Below are 19,304 nucleotides of genomic sequence, written 5' to 3'. Positions count from 1 at the left end.
GTGCGATGGATCGCTTGGTCGATGTTCATGTGAGACGGCAAGCCCTGGTTATCTACAGTCCGGTTTTCATGTTGGTGACCCTGGCCCTTATCGTTCGCCTTCACGGAATTTCAGTACCGGTGATCTGGTATGACGAAGCTTATAGCCTGCTCTTGAGCGAACGTTCGCCAGCGTTGATCTGGTCTACTACGGCGGGTGATGTTCACCCTCCGCTTTACTACTTGATTCTCCATTACTGGACGATGGTGTTTGGCAACGGCGTGTTTTCTGCTCGGAGCCTGAGTACGCTGGCCGATATCGGCACACTGGTGCTGTGTATCAAACTGATGAGTCTGATTGCTACGCGCAGGGCGGCTTTGATCGCCGGTGTGTTACTGGTGTTGCTGCCGATATCGGTGCGTTACAGCCAGGAAGCACGCATGTACGCCTTGCTCGGATTCTGGCTGRTGGCCGCCACGGTCGCGTTGGTGTGTTGGAGCCGGCAACCGCATCTCAAACGTTACCCTGTGATGTATGTGCTGCTGATGACAGCGGCTTTTTACACGCACTACTTCGCGGCGTTGTGTGTCCTGGTGCATTGGTTGTATTGGTCGGGGGTGGGGAGTGACGAACCGGTCTTGTTTTCGGTTCGAAAGTGGTTGCTGGTCAATGTCACGATTGTCGTACTGTATTTGCCCTGGCTTCCGAATTTCATTCACCAGACCTCAGGGATGAAAGGCCTCGAATGGATACCACCTACCACGTGGGATATGTTGCCTGGCCTCGTCTCGCAATACACGGTGATGATATCGGCGTCTGAGGGTGGTTTGTGGGTATCGCTGATTATTTCGGCGTTGATGATCATCTGCGCGGTGATGGCATTGCGTTTATGGCGCAGTGATCGACGAGTAATCTTGCTGTTGATTGGTTACTTCTTTGTACCGGTCATCACGTTATTTCTTCTGTCATGGGTTGCCCCACTCTTCTATCCCCGATATTTGGTGTTTACCGCAGTCAGTTTGCCCCTGATCGTCGCGGTTATGTTGGATCGTTTGGCTGAGCGCTCATCTGTTGTTGCGGTCGTTTGCCTGAGTGTTTTTATTGCGGCGGAAGTACATGGGGTATTGAAGGTATATCCGAAGCCAAAGGAATTGAGCGCTGGCTACAGCCAAACATCAGGCAGGCTGGACATTGTGGCGAATGGCCTCAAGCATTACGTCGAGAGCGGTGACGAGATTGTCGTGGACGGATTGTTCTGGTATTTGCCGTTTACTTATTACAACACCACGGGAATTCAGCCGAGGCTTTACATTTCCAGGTCACCAGCAGGTGAGCTGGAAGGCCCCGGCGATTTTGGCGGCTGGCTCCTTATCCCCTCGCGCAAAGACTGGATTTTTTTCAACGATCTTTCAGCATTGAGTCCCGCCTCTAAAAGAGTCTGGTGGATAACGCTTAAGCCCCGCCCGGAAAATGTTATGAAGTTTCCCTCAGAGTGGACGCAGAAACTGACGCTCAAGGGAGGGGCAGTCGAGGCGCGCCTCTTTATACTCGGCGGCGAGCGCTGAAGTCGTCCCAATCCTTCAGCGCTGGAGCCAACGTCAGGCGGCCGCTATTTCACTGGGCTCGAAACTGTCCGCCCGCGCCATCTGCCACATCCGTGAGTAAAACTCGCCATTCACCTCACCGGTCAGCAACTCGCCTGGCTTGAGGAACACGTGCAACTGCGAGAACAGCTTGATCTCGGTCGCCGACATGCGTCGTACCAGGTGCTTGGCCGACAACTGCGACGGATGTTCGAGGCCGGCGGCGGCGAGCATTTCCGCCAGGGCCTTGAGGGTGTTGCGGTGGAAGTTGAACACGCGCTGGGCCTTGTCCGGTACCACCAGCGCGCGCTGGCGCAGGGTGTCCTGGGTGGCGACGCCGGTCGGGCATTTGTTGGTGTGGCAGCTCTGCGACTGGATGCAGCCGATGGCGAACATGAAGCCGCGCGCCGAGTTGGCCCAGTCGGCGCCGATGGCCAGCACGCTGGCGATGTCGAAGGCGCTGACGATCTTGCCGCTGGCGCCGAGCTTGATCTTGTCCCGCAGGTTCAGGCCCACCAGGGTGTTGTGCACGAACAGCAGGCCTTCGCGCATCGGCACGCCGATGTGGTCGGTGAACTCCACGGGTGCGGCGCCGGTGCCACCTTCCTTGCCGTCAACGACGATGAAGTCTGGGAGGATGCCAGTCTCCAGCATGGCCTTGGCGATGCCCATGAACTCCCACGGATGGCCGAGGCAGAACTTGAAGCCCACCGGTTTGCCACCGGACAACTCACGCAGTTGCGCGATGAAATGCATCATTTCGATCGGCGTGGAAAACGCGCTGTGACGCGATGGCGACACGCAATCTTCACCCATCAGGATGCCGCGGGTTTCGGCGATTTCCTTGGTGACCTTGTGCTTGGGCAGGATGCCGCCATGGCCAGGCTTGGCGCCCTGGCTCATCTTGATTTCGATCATCCGCACTTGCGGCGTCCGGGCTTGCGCCGCGAAGCGTTCCGGGTCGAAGCGACCGTCGCTGGTGCGGCAGCCAAAGTAACCGCTACCCAGTTCCCAGGTCAGGTCGCCACCGTTTTCCCGGTGATAGGGGCTGATGCTGCCTTCGCCGGTGTCATGGGCGAAATTGCCGAGCTTCGCGCCCTGGTTCAGCGCGCGGATGGCGTTGGCGCTGAGGGAACCAAAACTCATGGCCGAGATATTGAACACCGACGCCGAATACGGCTGGGTGCACTGTGGGCCACCGACTGTCACCCGGAAACTGCTCGGGTCGCTCAACGGCGCCGGGCGCATGGAGTGGCCGATGAATTCGAAACCCGACTGATACACGTCAATCAGCGTGCCGAAGGGTTTGTCGGCGGTTTCGTTCTTGGCCCGGGAATAGACCAGCGAGCGCTGGGCGCGGGAGAAGGGCAGGGCGTCGCTGTCGGACTCGAGCAGGTACTGGCGGATTTCCGGGCGGATGCCTTCGACCAGGTAGCGGATATTGCCGAGGATCGGGTAATTGCGGCGCACCGCGTGGGGGCTTTGCAGCAGATCGAACAGGCCGATCAGGCTGAGGACAGCGGTGACGGCGGTGATCGGCCAGAGCCAGTCGTATTCAAGAAACGGCAGGCTGGCGAGAGAGAAGATCACGCAGACGGCAAAGAAGGCGTAGCGGCTCAGGAGTGACAGGCTCATACGGTTTCCTTGGGTTCGGACTCGGGTTTAAAGATCGCAGCCTTCGGCAGCTCCTACAAGGGAATGCGATCCATGTAGGAGCTGCCGAAGGCTGCGATCTTTTCAGGCATTTTGTGCCTGCAGAAAAATCGAAAACAGCTCGGACTGGGACTTGATCCCCAGCTTGCTGTACATGTGTTTCTTGTGGACTTTCACGGTTTCGACCGAGATTTCCAGCTTTCGAGCGATTTCTTTACTGGAGCAACCGCTGAGCATCAAACGCCCGACATCCAGCTCCCGGGCCGTCAACTGCGCGCCTTTGAGTTGCTGCACCGAGGCCTCCAACTGTACCCGCCAATCAGCTTGCGGTGGTGCGGGGGCCAGGGCCACGACTTCGTTGATTTCATAGGGTAGACGCTGGCGCAACAGGCCGAGCACCCACGGCTGGATCAACGACAACAAGGCGATCTGCTGGCCGCTGAAGCGCTGCGTGCTGCCCAGGGACAGGCACAGCGTGCGGTCCCCTTCGAGCTGACAATTGAACTGGATTTCATCGGCCACCACATTCAGACGAAAGTAGCGCTGGTAATACTCGGTCAGCTCGAAGTGCTCCGGGGCCACTTCGGACAGGCGATACAACCCGGTGCGCGATTGCTCGCGGCAGGCGATGTAGAACGGGTCGAGCAGGTACAGCCCACGCAGGTAATCCTGGAACAGTTGATCAGGGCTGCCGTCCTCGCCGGGGCACTCGGCAAACACCTGCGGGCGCTGGTCGGCGCTGAAAAGCAGGGCCACCCAGCTGTCGAAGGACACGTACTGGTCCAGCAACCGGACAAGCTGGGTCCAGAAATTAGGCTTGTCCAGGGCGTCGATCAGTTGCCCCACCGAGCGGTGCCAGGCGATGTCGTCCAACGAGAGTGCCATGCATCTACCCCTATCGTGTTACCCCAGCGGCGTAATTCCCCGCCCGGTTGCTTGCTGCGCATACTGGCGCACAGACACCGACCGGGCAATCTTTCTGCCGCCCGGCCCATGACAAGGAATACCCATGAAGGTCGAACTCGCCCAATTGGCAGGCCGTGACAACGACACGGCCTACAACCTCGAACGCACCCTGGCGGCGATGGCTGCGTGCGCAGCCGACACGCAGCTGATCCTGTTCCCCGAAGGCCACTTGATGGGCTTCCCTTCGGCCGAGTCCGTGGCCGAGGTGGCCGAGGCGCTGGACGGCCCGTCCGTCAGTGCGGTAATCGCCGCCGCCCGCGAGCGCAATATTGCCGTGGCCATCGGCATGGCCGAGAACGACAACGGCCGTTTCTACAACACCACGCTGCTGATCACTCCTGAAGGCATCGCGCTGAAGTACCGCAAGACTCACTTATGGGCCTCGGATCGCGGTGTCTACGAGGCGGGCGATCGCTACGCCACCTGCCTGTGGAACGGCGTGCGCGTGGGCCTGCTGATTTGCTACGACATCGAATTCCCCGAAAGCGCCCGCGCCCTGGCGCAGCTGGGCGCCGAACTGTTGATCGTCACCAACGGTAACATGGACCCGTACGGCCCGACCCACCGCACCGCGATCATGGCCCGCGCCCAGGAAAACCAGGCGTTTGCGCTGATGGTCAACCGGGTGGAAGAGGGTGACGGTGGCTTGTTGTTTGCTGGCGGCAGCGCATTGGTCGATCCGCTGGGCACCTTGTTGTTCGAAGCAGGACGCGAGGAAGGGCAGTTTGCGGTCGAGCTGGACCTGAGCCAGCTGACGGCGGCGCGCCAGGATTATCGCTATCTGGATGATCAGCGGCTGAGGTTGCCGGGGGAGGTGGTTGAGCAGGCGGGTGGGTTGCGGGAGCTGCTGATTCCTTCACGCTGATCCTGATTTCTTGTCGACAGGGCTGACGCCATCGCGAGCAAGCTCGCTCCCACAGGGGATCTGCAGTGGATTCAGATTTTGTGATCGACACAAATCCTGTGGGAGCGAGCTTGGTCCGGGCGGCGATCCGACGATGGGGCCCTGACAGACGACACACCTGTTTGACCATTCACCCAAGAACAACAACGCAACACCCGTAACTTGCGCCGAACTCGGCTCTGCCATAAATCCAATAAAATTCGGAGTAGTCGCTCATGGCTCGTTTGCAACGCACCCTGTCACTGGGGTCGGTGGTGCTGTTTGGCATCGCCTACATGACGCCGATCATTGTGCTCGGCACCTTTGGCATCCTTGCCCAATCCACCGCCGGCATGGTGCCGGCCGCGTACCTCGCGGCGCTGGTGGCGATGTTCTTCACCGCCATGAGCTACGGGCGCATGGCCTCGGCGTTCCCGGTGGCCGGCTCGGCCTACAGCTATGTGCGCAAGGCCATCAGCCCGAAACTCGGGTTCATCGCCGGTTGGGCGGTGCTGCTCGATTACCTGTTCCTGCCTATGGCGATCTGGCTGATCGGCGCGGCTTACCTCAACTCCGCTTTCCCGGCAGTGCCACAGTGGATCTGGGTGCTGGCGTTCATCGGTATCACCAGCGCGATCAACATCGTCGGCCTGAAACTGGCGAACGGCATCAACGCCTTGCTGATGCTGGTGCAGTTCCTGGTGCTGGTCGCCTTCGTCACGCTGTGCGTGCATTACGTCGGCGGCGATGCGAGCACGCCGTTGTGGTCGATCAAGCCGTTCTTCAACGGAGACATGCAGATGCCGCTGATCATGAGCGGCGCGGCCATCGCCTGTTACTCGTTCCTCGGCTTCGACGCCGTCAGCACCCTGACCGAAGAAACCCGCGACCCGCGCCGTACCATTCCCCGGGCGATCATGCTGATCACCCTGATTGGCGGGCTGATTTTCGTCGGCGTGTCGTACTTCGTGCAGATTGCTCATCCGTCGTTCCAGTTCGACAGCGTCGACTCGGCGGCTTATGAAATTACCCGCAACATCGGTGGCGACCTGTTCGTGTCGATCTTCCTGATCGGCCTGATCGTCGGCCAGTTCGCCTCGGGGCTGTCGGCCCAGGCCAGCGGTTCTCGGCTGCTATACGCCATGGGCCGCGACGGCGTGTTGCCAAAAGCGTTTTTCGGCACCTTGCACGAGCGCTTCGGCACGCCGATCAACAGCATCCTGCTGTGCGCGGTGGTGGCGTTGCTGGCACTGAAACTGGACGTCACCACCTCGACCTCGTTCATCAATTTCGGCGCGTTCCTGGCGTTCAGCCTGGTCAACCTGTCGGTGATCTTCCATTACTGGATCGGTGGCGAGAAAAAAGGTCCGCGCGAGCTCGTGCTGTTCCTGCTGTTTCCGTTCATCGGCCTGGCAGCGGATTTGTGGCTGATGGTCAGCCTCGATCATCTGGCGGTTTATCTGGGGTTGAGCTGGCTGGCGATTGGCGTGGTGTACCTGGCGGTGTTGACCGGCGGTTTCCGTCGGCAGCCGCCGGAGATGGATTTCCAAGAGGCTGTATGACACCGTTGTAGGAGCTGCCGAAGGCTGCGATCTTTTGACTTTGTTTTTTAGAGATCAAAAGATCGCAGCCTGCGGCAGCTCCTACGCGAGGCTTTTGATCTCAACAGGCGGACATGTGATCCTTGGCGTTTTTGAGCCAAAGGCCTTTTGTTCATGTCGACGTTTTCCATGCCAGCCTCCGGGACTATCCGCATCGCCGCTGCCTTGTTGATCGGCCCTGACGGCCGCACGTTGCTGGTACGCAAGCGCGGCACCACGGCGTTCATGCAGCCGGGTGGCAAGATCGAGCCCCATGAATTGCCGGTTCACGCCCTGGCCCGTGAGCTGGAAGAAGAGCTGGGACTGGACATCGACCCGGCGCAGGCCGTTTACCTCGGCCACTTCTCGGCACCGGCCGCCAACGAACCGGGTTTTGTCGTACACGCCGAGATTTTTCAGCTGCACATCGATGTCGACGTGACGCCTGCGGCGGAAATCGAAGAAGTGATCTGGATCGACCCGTTCACCGACGGCGATCTCAGCCTGGCGCCATTGACACGGGACCTGATCCTGCCGTTTTATCAGGCATCGCTGACCGCGATCGCCTGATCATTACGCAAAGGACCTCGCCCATGATCCCGCTTCAAGACCTGCTGATTTTTGCTGCTGCCGCGTTGCTGATGGTACTGACGCCGGGGCCGAACATGCTCTACCTGATCTCCCGTTCGATTTGCCAGGGGCGCAAAGCCGGGGTGATCTCTTTGCTCGGGGTGGTCGCCGGATTCTTCGTGCACCTGTTTGCTGCTGCCGCCGGCCTGACGGCTGTGTTCCTGGCGGTGCCGATGGCCTATGAGGTGTTGAAGTGGGCTGGTGCGCTGTACCTTTTGTGGCTGGCCTGGCAAGCGGTCAAACCCGGTGCGCGGTCGCCGTTCGAGGCGCAGCAATTGCCACCGGACTCGTCACGCAAACTGATCACCATGGGCTTTCTGACCAGTGCCCTGAACCCGAAAATCGCGGTGTTTTATCTGTCGGTGTTTCCGCAATTCATTACGCCGGAGCATGGCTCGGTGTTCAGCCAAAGCATCATCCTCGGCCTGACCCAGATCAGCGTCAGTTTCTGTGTCAATTTGCTGATCGCCATGTTTGCCGCGGGCATTGCATCCTGGTTCGTCAACAATCCGACCTGGCTGGCGATGCAGCGCTATTTCATGGGCTTCGTATTGTCCGGGCTGGCACTGCGGCTGATGCTTGAGCAAAAACGGATGGCCTGAGCATGTGGATCGAACGCCTGGATGTCAGCCATGCCCTGAACTATCGGGCATTGATGCTCGAAGCCTACGACCTGCACCCGCAGGCCTTCACCTCGAGTGTTCGTGAGCGGGCAGCGATGCCGCTGAGCTGGTGGGAGTCGCGCCTGACCGGCAAGCTGGACTTGGTGCTCGGGGCGTTTGAAGAAGGCAAATTGGCGGGCATCGTCGGCCTCGCTCTAGAGTCTCGGGAAAAGGCCCGGCACAAGGTGACACTGTTCGGCATGTATGTGTCACCGACGGTCCGCCAGCGCGGACTCGGCTATCAGCTGGTTCAGGCTGCCTTGGCCGAGGCGCAGAGCCATGCGGGTTTGCGTCTGATCCAGTTGACCGTCACCGCCGGCAACGATGCCGCGTTCAACCTCTACCAGCGCTGCGGTTTCGTCCAGTTCGGCCTGGAGCCGATGGCGGTGCGGGTGGGTGAGGATTACTTCGACAAGATCCATATGTGGCGAGAGTTGTAAGACCACTGCAAAACCCTGTGGGATGTGTGTTGCTCTAGCGAACTGCGCTAACCCCATCCAGCGTCGAAAACGACGTGTCCTTCGCCGTCAGCAAAAAATCCCGCATGTACGGCGCATCCAGCATGTCAGCACGGATCGCTGCGTACAGTGTGGCGAACAAACCTTTCTCACCCAGTCGCTTGGCCTTCACATAACCCCGCGAACTGTATTCATGCAGCGCCCAATGGGGCATGCCGCACACGCCACGGCCGCTGGCCACCAGTTGCATCATCATCACCGTCAGTTCCGAGGTGCGGACCTGGGCCGGTTCGATGTCGGCGGGTTCGAGGAAGCGGGTGAAGATGTCCAGCCGATCCCGTTCCACCGGGTAGGTGATCAAGGTTTCCGGGAGCAAGTCCTCCGGGACGATATAGGCCTTGCTGGCCAGGCGGTGCTGGTTGGCCACCGCGAGCATCGCTTCATAAGTGAACAGCGGTACATAGGTGATCCCGGCCAGGTCCACCGGGTCGGAGGTCACCACCAGGTCCAGATCGCCACGGGCCAAGGCCGGCAGCGGAGCGAAGGAAAACCCCGAGGCCAGGTCCAGCTCGACTTCCGGCCAGGCGTCGCGGAACTGGTCGATGGTCGGCATCAGCCACTGGAAGCAACTGTGGCATTCGATGGCCATGTGCAAGCGACCGGCGGTGCCACCGGCCAGGCGACTGATGTCTCGTTCGGCGGCGCGCAGCAGCGGCAGGGTGGCATCGGCCAATTGCAGCAGGCGCAGACCGGCGCTGGTGAAACGCACCGGTTTGGTCTTGCGCACGAACAGCGGCATGCCCATGCGCTCTTCCAGTTCTTTGAACTGGTGAGACAGGGCCGACTGGGTCAGGTGCAGGCGATCGGCCGCATCCACCAGGCTGTCGGCTTCGCGCAAGGCGTGCAGGGTCTTGAGGTGACGGATTTCAAGCACCGGGGACTCCATGAGGAAAACTTGTCGATAAATCGAAAAGGTTGAGTTTGTCTCATGTTGGGTTGGCTGTCGACAGTAGTGCCCTCTTTTACACAGGAGCAAGTTCGCTCCCATTAGTGATCAATGTTGTTCAAAAACTCTGTGATCGACATGAATCTTGTGGGAGCGAGCCTGCTCGCGGTGAACGATAACGCGGTCCTTAAGACGACCGCCCGGCACTCTTCATCAAACTGTCATGGAACTGTGGCAGCGCGCTTGAACAAACTTCATCAGACTCGCGCTCTACTGGGGTTCTGCGTTTTGGTGTTTTTTCATGGGTGCTTCATTCTTTTCACGAATCGTATTTTTGGCCGCGTTGTTGTTCGGCCTGCCGTCCTTGGCGGCTTCTCGTTGCGACGTCAATGTTCCGACCGAACGGGTGGATCTGGCCCAGGTAAGCCTGGCGTACCAGAGCATCGGCCGTGCGTCCGATCCGGCATTGCTGCTGGTGATGGGCCTGGGCGGGCAGTTGATTCACTGGCCGGACGAGGTGGTGGTCGCCCTGTGCCAGCAGGGGTTCCGGGTGATTCGCTATGACAATCGCGATGTCGGCCTGTCGACTTGGCGGCAAGCACCGGCCGAAGCCAACCTGACCTTCGAAGTGCTGCGCTACAAACTCGGATTGCCGGTGTCGTCGCCGTACTCGCTGACGGACATGGCTGACGATGGCCTGGGCTTGATGGACGCCCTGCACATCGATCAATTCCACGTGTTGGGCGCCAGCATGGGCGGGATGATCGCCCAGCACATGGCGGCCATGGCACCGCAACGGGTCGAGAGCCTGACCCTGATCATGACTACCTCCGGCGCCGAAGGCTTGCCGGCACCGAGTGCGGCGCTGGTGCAGTTGTTGTCCCGGCGCGGTGCTCCGAGCCGCGAAGTGGCCCTGGAGCAACAGGCCGACTTGCTGGCGGCGCTGGGCAGCCCGATGGTCATCGATGATCGCCAGGTGCTGCTGCATCAGGCGGCGCTGTCCTATGATCGGGCGTTCAATCCCGAGGGCGTGAAACGCCAGATCATGGCCATTCTCGCCGAGCCGAGCCGGGTGGCGTTGCTCAATCAGTTGCGGGTGCCGGCGCTGGTGGTGCATGGCACGGCCGACCCGTTGTTGCCGGTGATGCACGGGGTGCATCTGGCGGCGCATCTGCGAGGTAGCCAATTGATCCTGATTCCGGGCCTGGCCCATCGCTTCCAGGAGGCGTTCAAGGCGCCGTTGCTGGCGGCGGTGTTGCCGTATTTGCGCGAGCACCGTGAAGACACGTCGCACTGGGCGCAGATCGAGCCTGTGGCCGATCGCAACCTTCTCTAACCTCTCAATCCCCTGTAGGAGCTGCCGAAGGCTCGGTCCTACAGAGGTAGTGGGCGATCAGGTTTTGCTCAATGGCTTAGCCCGTATTTTTTCACTTTGTCGAACAGCGTGGTCTTGGCCATGCCCAGTTCCTGGCTGGCCTGGGTCAGGTTGCCGCCGCTGCGTTGCAAGGCATCGCTGAGCAGGTTGCGCTCGAACGCTTCCACCGCTTCGGCAAAGGCCAGGCCTTGATTGCCGCCGCCAGCACCGGGTTTCTTGAATGCCGGCAGGCCCAGGGCAAAGCGCTCGGCAACGTTGCGCAGTTCACGYACGTTGCCCGGCCAGTCGTGGCTCATCAGGTTTGAAACGGTCTGGTTGTCCAGCTCCGGCACCGCGCGGTCGAAGCGCAGGGACGACTGCTGCAAAAAGTGCTCGAACAGTTGCAGGATGTCCTCACGGCGCTCGCGCAATGGCGGCAGTTCCAGGGTCACCACGTTGAGGCGGTAGTACAGGTCGCTGCGGAATTCGCCGGCCTTGCTCGACACGACGAGGTCGGATTTGGTCGCCGCGATCACCCGGCAATCCACCGCTACGCTCTGGTTCGAACCGAGGCGTTCGAGGGTGCGTTCCTGCAACACCCGCAGCAGTTTGATCTGCAAGGGCAGAGGCATGCTTTCCACTTCGTCGAGGAACAGCGTGCCGCCGTCGGCGTGTTCGATCTTGCCGATCCGTCGTTTACCCGCGCCGGTAAAGGCGTTGGCCTCGTGGCCGAAGATTTCGCTTTCGAACAGGTTCTCCGGCAGGCCGCCGCAGTTCAGGGCGACGAACTGCTTGGTGTGCCGCCGACTGAAATCATGCAGGCAGCGCGCGACCAACTCCTTGCCGGTGCCGGTCTCGCCTTCGATCAGCACGTTGGCCGAGGTATCGGCGACGTTGGCAATCAGTTCCCGCAGGTTCTGCATGGCCGGCGAGCGTCCGATGATCCGCCCTTCGAGGGAGTCGCGCTCGGCCAGTTGCCGGCGCAGCGACGACACTTCCCGTGCCAGGCTGCGCTGCTCCAGGGCGCGGCGGGCGACATCCACCAGGCGCTCCGGGGAGAACGGCTTTTCCATGAAGTCGTAGGCGCCTTTCTGCATCGCGCCCACGGCCATGGAGATGTCGCCGTGTCCGGTGATCAGCACCACCGGCAGGCTGCGGTCGCGGGCCTTGAGCCGCGTCAGCAGTTCCAGGCCATCGATGCCCGGCAGGCGAATGTCGCTGACGACAATACCGGCGAAATCGTCGCCGACCCGCTCCAGGGCTTCTTCGGCGCTGCCCACGCCAATGCAGGGAATGTCTTCCAGGGTCAGCGCCTGTTGGCAGCCGAGCAGCACATGGGGGTCGTCTTCGACGATCAATACACTAAGGTCGTTGTTCATATTGGCTCGGCGGGAGTGGGGCTTACCAACGGTAAACTGAGGACGAATGTGGTACCACCGCTGGCCGGGTGCTCGACACCCAGGTGACCGCCGGTGGCGGCGGCCAGGCTGGCGGAAAGGGTCAGGCCAAGGCCCAGGCCCTGTTCGCCGGGTTTGGTGGTGAAGAAGGGTTCGAACAGGTGCTTGCGCGCTTCGGCGTCGATGCCGTGGCCGTTGTCACGCACGCGCAGGCGGTATTTGCCATCGAACGCTTCGCCTTCGAGCCACAGCTCGGGTTGCGGCTGCGCTTGCATGGCGTCGAGGGCGTTGCCAATCAGGTTGACCAGAATCTGCTCCAGGCGGGTCTGGTCGATTTGCACCTGCACATCGGTGAAATCGCGGTGCAGTTGCAGGTGAATGTTTTCCACCCGGCCGCCGAGCAATTGCAAGGCGGCGTCCACGCCTTTGCCGAGGCAGGCCAGGCCCTTGTCGTCCCCGCGCCGGGCAAACGAGCGCAGGCTGGCGGTGATCCGGCCCATGCGGTCGATCAGTTCGTTGATGGTCTTGAGGTTGGTGCTGGCCACGTCGAGCTGACCGCGTTCGAGGAAGCGCACAGTATTGCCGGACAAGGTGCGCAGCGCCGCCAGCGGCTGGTTCAGTTCGTGGGCGATGCTGGTGGACATCTGGCCGATGGCCGCGAGTTTTCCGGCCTGTACCAGTTCATCCTGGGCGCGGCGCAAGGTCTCTTCGGCGAGCCGGCGTTCGCGGATCTGGGCCTTGAGCCGTTCGTTGCTGGCGCGCAGGTCGGTGGTGCGTTCGGTAATCCGACGCTCCAGCTGATTGTTGGCTTCCTGCAAGGCTTCCCGGGCCGCGAGGCGGGTGGCGATCACCTTGCGCCGCTCGTTCCAGGCGATCAACAGAAAGGCACAGAGGGCAAACGCCACCGCCACCAGAATCCCCTGGTTGATCGCTTCGCGGCGCAAATCCTGGAGCGGCGTGAGCAGAGTGAAATTCCACGGCGTATCGCCGAGCGGCCGGGTTTGCGCCAGGTAGCTGATGTTTTCGTCGTCGGACACCAGTTCGCTGTTGGCCGGGAACGTGAGTTTTTCCACGCCTTCGGACAGGGTTTCCCGGGCCAGCGGCTGCAGTTCGTTGAGCGGGAACCAGTAGTACTGCAGGCTGCGGGCGAGTTTTTCCTTGGTTTCTTCGCTCAGCGGCACCACCGATTTCAGACGTCGCGCCGGGTCACTGGACAGAATGATGATGCCGTTCTCGTCGCTGACGAAGGCTTCCAGGCGCGCCCGCTGCCAGCGTTCTTCCATGGCTTCCAGGCGTACCTTGACCACCGCGACGCCGATGATCTTGCCGTGTTCTTCCAGGCCATGGGCCAGGTAGTAACCGGGTTCGCCGTTGGTACTGCCGATGCCGTAGAAGCGCCCGGGCTGACCACGCACGGCGTTCTGGAAATAGGCGCGAAAGGACAGGTCTTCACCCAGGTAGCTGTCGACATCGCGCCAGTTGCTGGTGGCCATGACGCGGCCGGTGGTGTCCATCACGTAGATGGCCCGACTGCGGCTGCGCCGGTTCAGGCCTTCGAGGTAATCGTTGACCGTTTGCCGGTGTTCCGGGGTCGGGTCGGCCAGCAACTGCGAAACGCTGGTTTCGAGCTCCAGCAGGCTGGGCAGGTAGGTGTATTTGCTGATTTCGCTTTCGACGGCACGGGCGTGCAGTTCCAGCTGACGCTGACCGTTCTCGCCAAGGCTGCGAATGCCATAGTGCTCACTGATCCAGAAGCCGATATAGCCCAGGCCGATCATCATGGCGATGATCAGCGGTGGCAGGAACAGATGGCGAATCAGACGGGGTTTCACGGCGAGTGATGGCATTGCTGCGCGATAAAGATTGGGGTCGCATTTCATCACAGATGCCTTGGGTCAACCAGCGATTGCCTGCCTACTCCGACTGTAGGAGCGAGCTTGCTCGCGAAGAACTCAAGGACAACGCGTGCATTCAGGATGAACGCGTCATCGTTAACGACCATCGCGAGCAAGCTCGCTCCTACAGGGTAGGGGCGAGCTACGTTGGTATTAGTGCTGCAGAATCTTGTTCAGGAAGTGCTGCGTACGATCCGCACGGGCATTGATGTCGCCGAAGAACTCCTCTTTCTTGCAGTCTTCGATGATCTTGCCGGCGTCCATGAAGATCACCCGGTCCGCGACTTTACGGGCGAAGCCCATTTCGTGGGTCACGCACATCATGGTCATGCCTTCGTGGGCCAGTTGCACCATCACGTCGAGCACTTCGTTGACCATTTCCGGGTCCAGCGCCGAGGTCGGTTCGTCGAACAGCATGACGATCGGGTCCATCGCCAGCGCACGGGCAATCGCCACACGCTGCTGCTGACCACCGGACAGTTGGCCAGGATGCTTGTGAGCATGGGCCGAAAGACCTACGCGCTCGAGCAGTTGCAGGCCTTTCTTGGTGGCTTCTTCCTTGCTGCGGCCCAACACCTTGATCTGCGCGATGGTCAGGTTTTCGGTGATGGTCAGGTGCGGGAACAGCTCGAAGTGCTGGAACACCATGCCCACGCGCGAACGCAGTTTCGGCAGGTTGGTCTTCGGGTTTGCGATGGAGGTGCCGTCGACCACGATGTCGCCTTTCTGGAACGGTTCCAGGGCGTTGACGCACTTGATCAGGGTCGATTTGCCGGAACCGGATGGCCCGCACACCACGATCACTTCGCCTTTTTTGACCTCGGTGCTGCAATCAGTCAGTACCTGGAAGTCCCCATACCACTTGTTGATGCTTTTGATAGAGATCATACGGCGAACCTTTTTTGCAGACGCTTGACCAGCTGCGAGGCGGCAAAGCTGATGGTGAAGTACACGAGACCGGCGAAAACCAGGAACTCATTGGAGCGGCCAATGATGTCGCCACTGGCGCGCGAAGCATTGAGGAAGTCCACCAGGCCGACGGCGTAGACCAGCGAGGTGTCCTGAAACAGGATGATGCTCTGTTGCAGCAACAGCGGAGTCATCTTGCGGAACGCCTGCGGCAGGATGATCAGACGCATCATCTGGCCGTAAGTCATGCCCAGCGCCTGGGCAGCGCCCATCTGGCCCTTGGGAATCGACTGCACACCGGCGCGGACGATTTCGCAGAAGTACGCGGCTTCGAACATCATGAATGCCACGATGCAGGAGGCGAACGCGCCGATCGGGGTGTCTTCGCCGGTGATCCAGCGCAGCACGAACGGCACCGCCAGGTAGAACCAGGTGATGACCAGCAGCAACGGGATCGAACGGAAATAGTTAACGTAGGCACCGGCGATGTTCGACAGCAGTTTGCTGTGGGACAGACGCATCAGCGCCAGGATGGTGCCGAGGATAATCCCGCCGACCACGCCCATGGCCATCAGCTTGAGGGTCATGATCATGCCGTTCCACAGGCCCGGCAGGGACGGGATGATGCCCGAGAAGTCGAATTCCATCATTTACCCCCTACGGAAATCAGGCCAGGCACGGCGACTTTCTTCTCGACCATGCGCATCAGCAGCATCAGGCTCATGTTCAGGGTGAAGTAGATCAGCGTTGCCAGGGTGAAGGCTTCGAACAGGTTGGCGGAGAACTCGGCGGTCTGTTTGGTCTGCGCCAGCAGTTCCATCAGGCCGATCAGCGAGGCCACGGAGGTGTTCTTGAATACGTTCAAAAATTCCGAGGTAAGCGGCGGAATGATGATCCGGTAGGCCTGGGGCAGCAGCACGTTCCAGTAGATCTGCGGCAGCTTGAAACCCATGGCGCGGGCCGCGGCTTCCTGGCCCTTGGGCAGGGCCTGGATACCGGTACGCACCTGTTCGCAAACCCGGGCGGTGGTGAACAGGCCCAGGCACACCACGACGCTGAGGAAGGCCGAGGTGGTCGGGTTCAGGTCCTGCTTGTACCACTCTTGCAGGTCGGCAGGCAGCAGATCGGGCACCAGGAAGTACCAGATGAACAGCTGAACCAGCAGCGGCACGTTACGGAAGAGTTCGACGTAGCAGGTGGCGATGCCCGATACGATGCGATTCGGCACGGTACGCATGACGCCCAGGATCGAGCCCAGTGTCAAGGCGATGATCCAGGCCGCGATGGCGATGCCGATGGTCCAGCCCAAACCGGTCAGGTACCAGTCGAAATAGGTCTCGCTGCCCACGCCGGTGGACTTGAAGAACACGCCCCAGTCCCAGTTGTAATTCATTAGGGTCTCCCCTCGGATTCGATCGATGTACAAGTACCCGCTTGGGGAAGCTCCGTTCCCGCCTGTCCTTGAGGGACAGGCACACGCGCTCGGCTCGACAGCCACCGGTTCGAGTGTTTCCAGAAATGCCAGCAGGGAGTGACAACCTCCTGAAAGGGCTTGCGCCCTGTCAGGAGATAAGGTTAGTCAGAAATCAGGATTTCTTGTCGTCAGCCGCTTTATCGGTCGGTTTGGCGATCAGGGCCTTGAGCTCGTCGCTCATCGGGAAGTTCAGGTTCAGGCCTTTTGGCGGGATTGGCTGCATGAACCATTTTTCGTAGATCTTGTTGATCTCGCCCGATGCGTAGGTGGCCTTGATGGCGTCATCCACAGCCTTTTTGAACGGCTCGTCGCCTTTGCGCACCATGCAGCCGTAGATTTCGTAGGACTGTGGAGTACCGGTCACTGCCCAGTCTTTCGCATTCTTGGCCTTGGCTGCTTCACCTGCCAGCAGGGCGTCGTCCATCATGAAAGCCACGGCACGGCCGGTTTCCAGCATCTGGAAGGATTCGCCGTGGTCTTTGGCCGAGATGACGTTCATGCCCATCTGCTTGTCGGCGTTCATCGCCTTGAGGATGCGCTCGGACGTGGTGCCGGCGGTGGTCACGACGTTCTTGCCGGCCAGGTCAGGGAAATCCTTGTACTTGGAGTCTGCCTTGGACAGCAGGCGAGTACCGATTTCGAAGATGCCAACGGAGAAGTCAACTTGCTGCTGACGCTCGACGTTGTTGGTGGTGGAACCGCACTCCAGGTCCACGGTGCCGTTCTGCACCAGCGGGATACGGGTTTGCGAAGTCACCAGGTTGTACTTGACCTGGAGGTTCGGCATGTCGAGGTCTTTTTTCAGCGCTTCGACGACTTTCAGCTGGATGTCGTGGGAGTAGCCGACCGGTTTGCCGGAAGCATCCGCGATGTAGGAAAACGGAATGGACGCGTCACGATGTCCGAGGGTGATGACACCGGACTCTTTGATCTTCTTCAGGGTGCCGGTGAGTTCGGCGGCGAACACTGGCGTGCTGATCAGAGCGGCAGCAATGGCTGCGCCCAGGATATGGGGAATGATGCGCATCAAATTTTCCTCGACATTGTTTTTTTTATGGAGCCAGTTCATCGGCCCTTTTGTGCTGCAAATCACCTGAGCGCTACTGAGAGAGGGCGCAAAGGACATTCGTCGAAGAAGTGTAGAGCATGACTCGTGCCAGACCAGTGCCAATGAATCATGTTATTGATTTATAAGGAAATTAAATATTTATGGCGCGAATATTGAGGTTGGATGATCCGGTTAACCGAACTGACCCGCAGGTCGCGTTCGGAAAACCGAATGGTGGTTGGTGCTACTTGGCTGTCAGGGATATTTGCGCTTGTCCGGGGCTGGCGGGAAGTACTGATACAACCAGGTTTCGCTCAGCGTGCGGTCGTTGGTGCGGATGAACAGGCGCAGCTCGACAGGCTCCACGCTGTCATTGGTCGGGTACCAGTCAAACAGGATGCGGTAGCCCTTGATGTCATCGAGCTTGAGCACGCTGAAATCCTTGACCTCGCCGTTCGAGCAAGTGACCACCGGCTCGATGCCCGCGCCTTCAGGCAAGCGGTCCAGGCCACCGCCGGTGAAGTCCACGGCAAAACGACGGGCCCAGACTGGCGGGTAATGCTCGCCCGGCGCCCAGCCTTCGGTGAAACCGCCCATGCCTGAACGGGTCGCATTGACTCGCGCCAGTGGTGTGCCGACCGGTGGCAGTGCGCTCCAATAGAGTTTGTAGCCGTAGTTCAGCGAATCGCCGGCCGCCACCGGTTTCTTCGGGGTCCAGAAGGCGACGATGTTGTCCAGGGTTTCGCCGGTGGTGGGAATCTCCAGCAGATCGACCGAGCCTTCGCCCCATGGGGTGGTCGGTTCGACCCACAGGCTTGGGCGGCGGCTGTACCAGTCGACGGTGTCCTGATAGCTGGCGAACTCGTGGTCGGTCTGCACCAGGCCGAAGCCCTTCGGGTCGGTATCGGCGAAGGCATTGAATTGCAGGGTCGCCGGGTTATTCAGCGGGCGGCAGATCCACTCGCCGTTGCCGCGCCACATGGCCAGGCGATCGGAGTCGTGGATTTGCGGGTGAATGGTGTCGCACATCCGGCGTTCGTGGGTGCCGCAACTGAACATGCTGGTCATCGGCGCAATGCCCAGTTGGTCGATGGCGGTGCGAGCGTTGACGTGGGCATCGATCTCCATCACCACGCGCTCGGCCTGGCAGTCGATATCGAAGCGGTAGGCACCGGTGGCGCTCGGCGAATCGAGCAGGGCGTAGACCACGAAGCGGGTGCTGTCCTTGTCCGGTGTCTCGAACCAGAACTTGGTGAAGTCGGGAAATTCTTCGCGCTTCTTGGCGTAGGTGTCGATCGCCAGTCCGCGGGCCGACAAGCCGTACTGGCCGGTGGCGTCTACCGCACGGAAGTAACTGGCGCCGAGGAAAGACACGACGTCGTGCTTGTCCAGTTCCGGGGCCTTGAACAGCTTGAAGCCGGAGAAACCCAGGTCGCCCTTGAGCTGTGCGGTGTCGACCGTGGTGTTTTCATAGTTGAACAGCGACGGGCGGAAATGCACCTCGCGGGCCATGCGGGTTTTCGGATCGACGCTGTACATGCGCACCGGCTGCTTGAACCCCATGCCGACGTGGAAGAACTGCACGTCCAGCTGACCCTTGAGCTCTTTCCACAACGAATGATTGCCGTCGTAGCGGATCGCATTGAAGTTCTGCGGCGTCATGGTCGCCAGGGTTGGCGGCAACTGTTGCTCGGTGTCCTGGTAGCGATTGCTGGCGAGCTGTTTGGCCTGGAGCTTCAGCGCCTCGAAATCGAACGCGGTGGCCTCGCCATCAGCGGTGCCGCCACTGGCGGCCCAGGCCTGGGCCGCCAACAGGCCCGTGGCGGACAAACCGGTGTAGGCCGCGATGGCCATGGAGGCTTTGAGCAAGTTCCTGCGGTGCATAAA

At 60.4% G+C, this 19,304-nt stretch carries 17 protein-coding genes; 7 read left to right on the top strand and 10 right to left on the bottom strand.

Annotated features, from left to right (window positions below; genetic code table 11):
* Positions 1 to 5: 5 nt before the first annotated feature.
* Positions 6 to 1,544 carry a glycosyltransferase family 39 protein gene (locus AC1DXW_RS05595; RefSeq protein WP_477759838.1) on the top strand — a complete coding sequence of 513 codons (1,539 nt, stop codon included), beginning with the start codon at positions 6 to 8 and terminating at the stop codon, positions 1,542 to 1,544.
* Between the two features lie 33 nt (positions 1,545 to 1,577).
* On the opposite strand, the gene AC1DXW_RS05590 is transcribed toward AC1DXW_RS05595, so the two are convergent.
* Positions 1,578 to 3,197 (bottom strand): FMN-binding glutamate synthase family protein, encoded by a 1,620-nt coding sequence (locus AC1DXW_RS05590; RefSeq protein WP_477752323.1) that lies wholly within the window; start codon positions 3,195 to 3,197, stop codon positions 1,578 to 1,580.
* Between the two features lie 102 nt (positions 3,198 to 3,299).
* A complete protein-coding gene (locus AC1DXW_RS05585) occupies positions 3,300 to 4,100 on the bottom strand; it encodes a helix-turn-helix transcriptional regulator (RefSeq protein WP_477752324.1) in 801 nt (266 codons plus the stop codon).
* Positions 4,101 to 4,224: 124 nt separating this feature from the next.
* On the opposite strand from AC1DXW_RS05585, the gene AC1DXW_RS05580 reads away from it, so the two are divergent.
* From AC1DXW_RS05580 to AC1DXW_RS05560, 5 genes are all read left to right on the top strand, one after another.
* Entirely contained in the window at positions 4,225 to 5,046 is an 822-nt protein-coding gene (locus AC1DXW_RS05580) for a carbon-nitrogen hydrolase family protein (RefSeq protein WP_477752325.1), read from the top strand.
* Positions 5,047 to 5,300: 254 nt separating this feature from the next.
* A complete protein-coding gene (locus AC1DXW_RS05575) occupies positions 5,301 to 6,626 on the top strand; it encodes an APC family permease (protein WP_477752326.1) in 1,326 nt (441 codons plus the stop codon).
* Positions 6,627 to 6,779: 153 nt separating this feature from the next.
* Positions 6,780 to 7,214, top strand: coding sequence for an NUDIX hydrolase (locus AC1DXW_RS05570; RefSeq protein ID WP_477752327.1), 435 nt, complete (start codon positions 6,780 to 6,782; stop codon positions 7,212 to 7,214).
* Between the two features lie 23 nt (positions 7,215 to 7,237).
* Positions 7,238 to 7,876, top strand: a complete 639-nt coding sequence (locus AC1DXW_RS05565; RefSeq protein ID WP_477752328.1) for a LysE family translocator — start codon at positions 7,238 to 7,240, stop codon at positions 7,874 to 7,876.
* 2 nt (positions 7,877 to 7,878) lie between these two features.
* On the top strand, positions 7,879 to 8,376 hold the full coding sequence (locus AC1DXW_RS05560; protein WP_477752329.1) for an N-acetyltransferase family protein: 498 nt from the start codon (positions 7,879 to 7,881) through the stop codon (positions 8,374 to 8,376).
* A 34-nt stretch (positions 8,377 to 8,410) separates the two neighbouring features.
* On the opposite strand, the gene metR is transcribed toward AC1DXW_RS05560, so the two are convergent.
* Positions 8,411 to 9,328: a transcriptional regulator MetR gene (gene metR, locus AC1DXW_RS05555; RefSeq protein ID WP_007985733.1), complete on the bottom strand. Its 918-nt coding sequence runs from the start codon at positions 9,326 to 9,328 to the stop codon at positions 8,411 to 8,413.
* Positions 9,329 to 9,641: 313 nt separating this feature from the next.
* Between metR and AC1DXW_RS05550 the strand changes: the two genes are divergently transcribed.
* On the top strand, positions 9,642 to 10,676 hold the full coding sequence (locus AC1DXW_RS05550; protein WP_477752330.1) for an alpha/beta fold hydrolase: 1,035 nt from the start codon (positions 9,642 to 9,644) through the stop codon (positions 10,674 to 10,676).
* A 68-nt stretch (positions 10,677 to 10,744) separates the two neighbouring features.
* Here AC1DXW_RS05550 and aauR read toward each other — a convergent pair whose 3' ends face one another.
* The 7 genes from aauR to AC1DXW_RS05515 form a co-directional block, all read right to left on the bottom strand.
* Positions 10,745 to 12,073, bottom strand: coding sequence for a two-component response regulator AauR (gene aauR, locus AC1DXW_RS05545; RefSeq protein WP_477752331.1), 1,329 nt, complete (start codon positions 12,071 to 12,073; stop codon positions 10,745 to 10,747).
* Positions 12,070 to 13,971 carry a two-component sensor histidine kinase AauS gene (gene aauS / locus AC1DXW_RS05540; RefSeq protein WP_477752332.1) on the bottom strand — a complete coding sequence of 634 codons (1,902 nt, stop codon included), beginning with the start codon at positions 13,969 to 13,971 and terminating at the stop codon, positions 12,070 to 12,072. The genes aauR and aauS overlap by 4 nt, the downstream gene beginning before the upstream one ends.
* A 168-nt stretch (positions 13,972 to 14,139) precedes the next feature.
* Positions 14,140 to 14,874 (bottom strand): amino acid ABC transporter ATP-binding protein, encoded by a 735-nt coding sequence (locus AC1DXW_RS05535; RefSeq protein ID WP_477759824.1) that lies wholly within the window; start codon positions 14,872 to 14,874, stop codon positions 14,140 to 14,142.
* Positions 14,871 to 15,542 (bottom strand): amino acid ABC transporter permease, encoded by a 672-nt coding sequence (locus AC1DXW_RS05530; RefSeq protein WP_477759823.1) that lies wholly within the window; start codon positions 15,540 to 15,542, stop codon positions 14,871 to 14,873. The genes AC1DXW_RS05535 and AC1DXW_RS05530 overlap by 4 nt, the downstream gene beginning before the upstream one ends.
* Entirely contained in the window at positions 15,542 to 16,288 is a 747-nt protein-coding gene (locus AC1DXW_RS05525) for an amino acid ABC transporter permease (protein WP_477752335.1), read from the bottom strand. Before AC1DXW_RS05525 ends, AC1DXW_RS05530 begins: the two co-directional genes overlap by 1 nt.
* Positions 16,289 to 16,481: 193 nt before the next feature.
* The gene (locus tag AC1DXW_RS05520; RefSeq protein WP_477752336.1) at positions 16,482 to 17,396 is read right to left on the bottom strand and encodes a glutamate/aspartate ABC transporter substrate-binding protein; all 915 of its coding nucleotides are present in this window, start codon (positions 17,394 to 17,396) and stop codon (positions 16,482 to 16,484) included.
* 276 nt (positions 17,397 to 17,672) lie between these two features.
* Positions 17,673 to 19,301, bottom strand: a complete 1,629-nt coding sequence (locus tag AC1DXW_RS05515; protein WP_477752337.1) for a glucan biosynthesis protein D — start codon at positions 19,299 to 19,301, stop codon at positions 17,673 to 17,675.
* Positions 19,302 to 19,304 lie beyond the last annotated feature (3 nt).

Source organism: Pseudomonas sp. P4_C4 (assembly GCF_056402055.1).
This window is presented reverse-complemented; position numbering and strand designations above follow the sequence as displayed.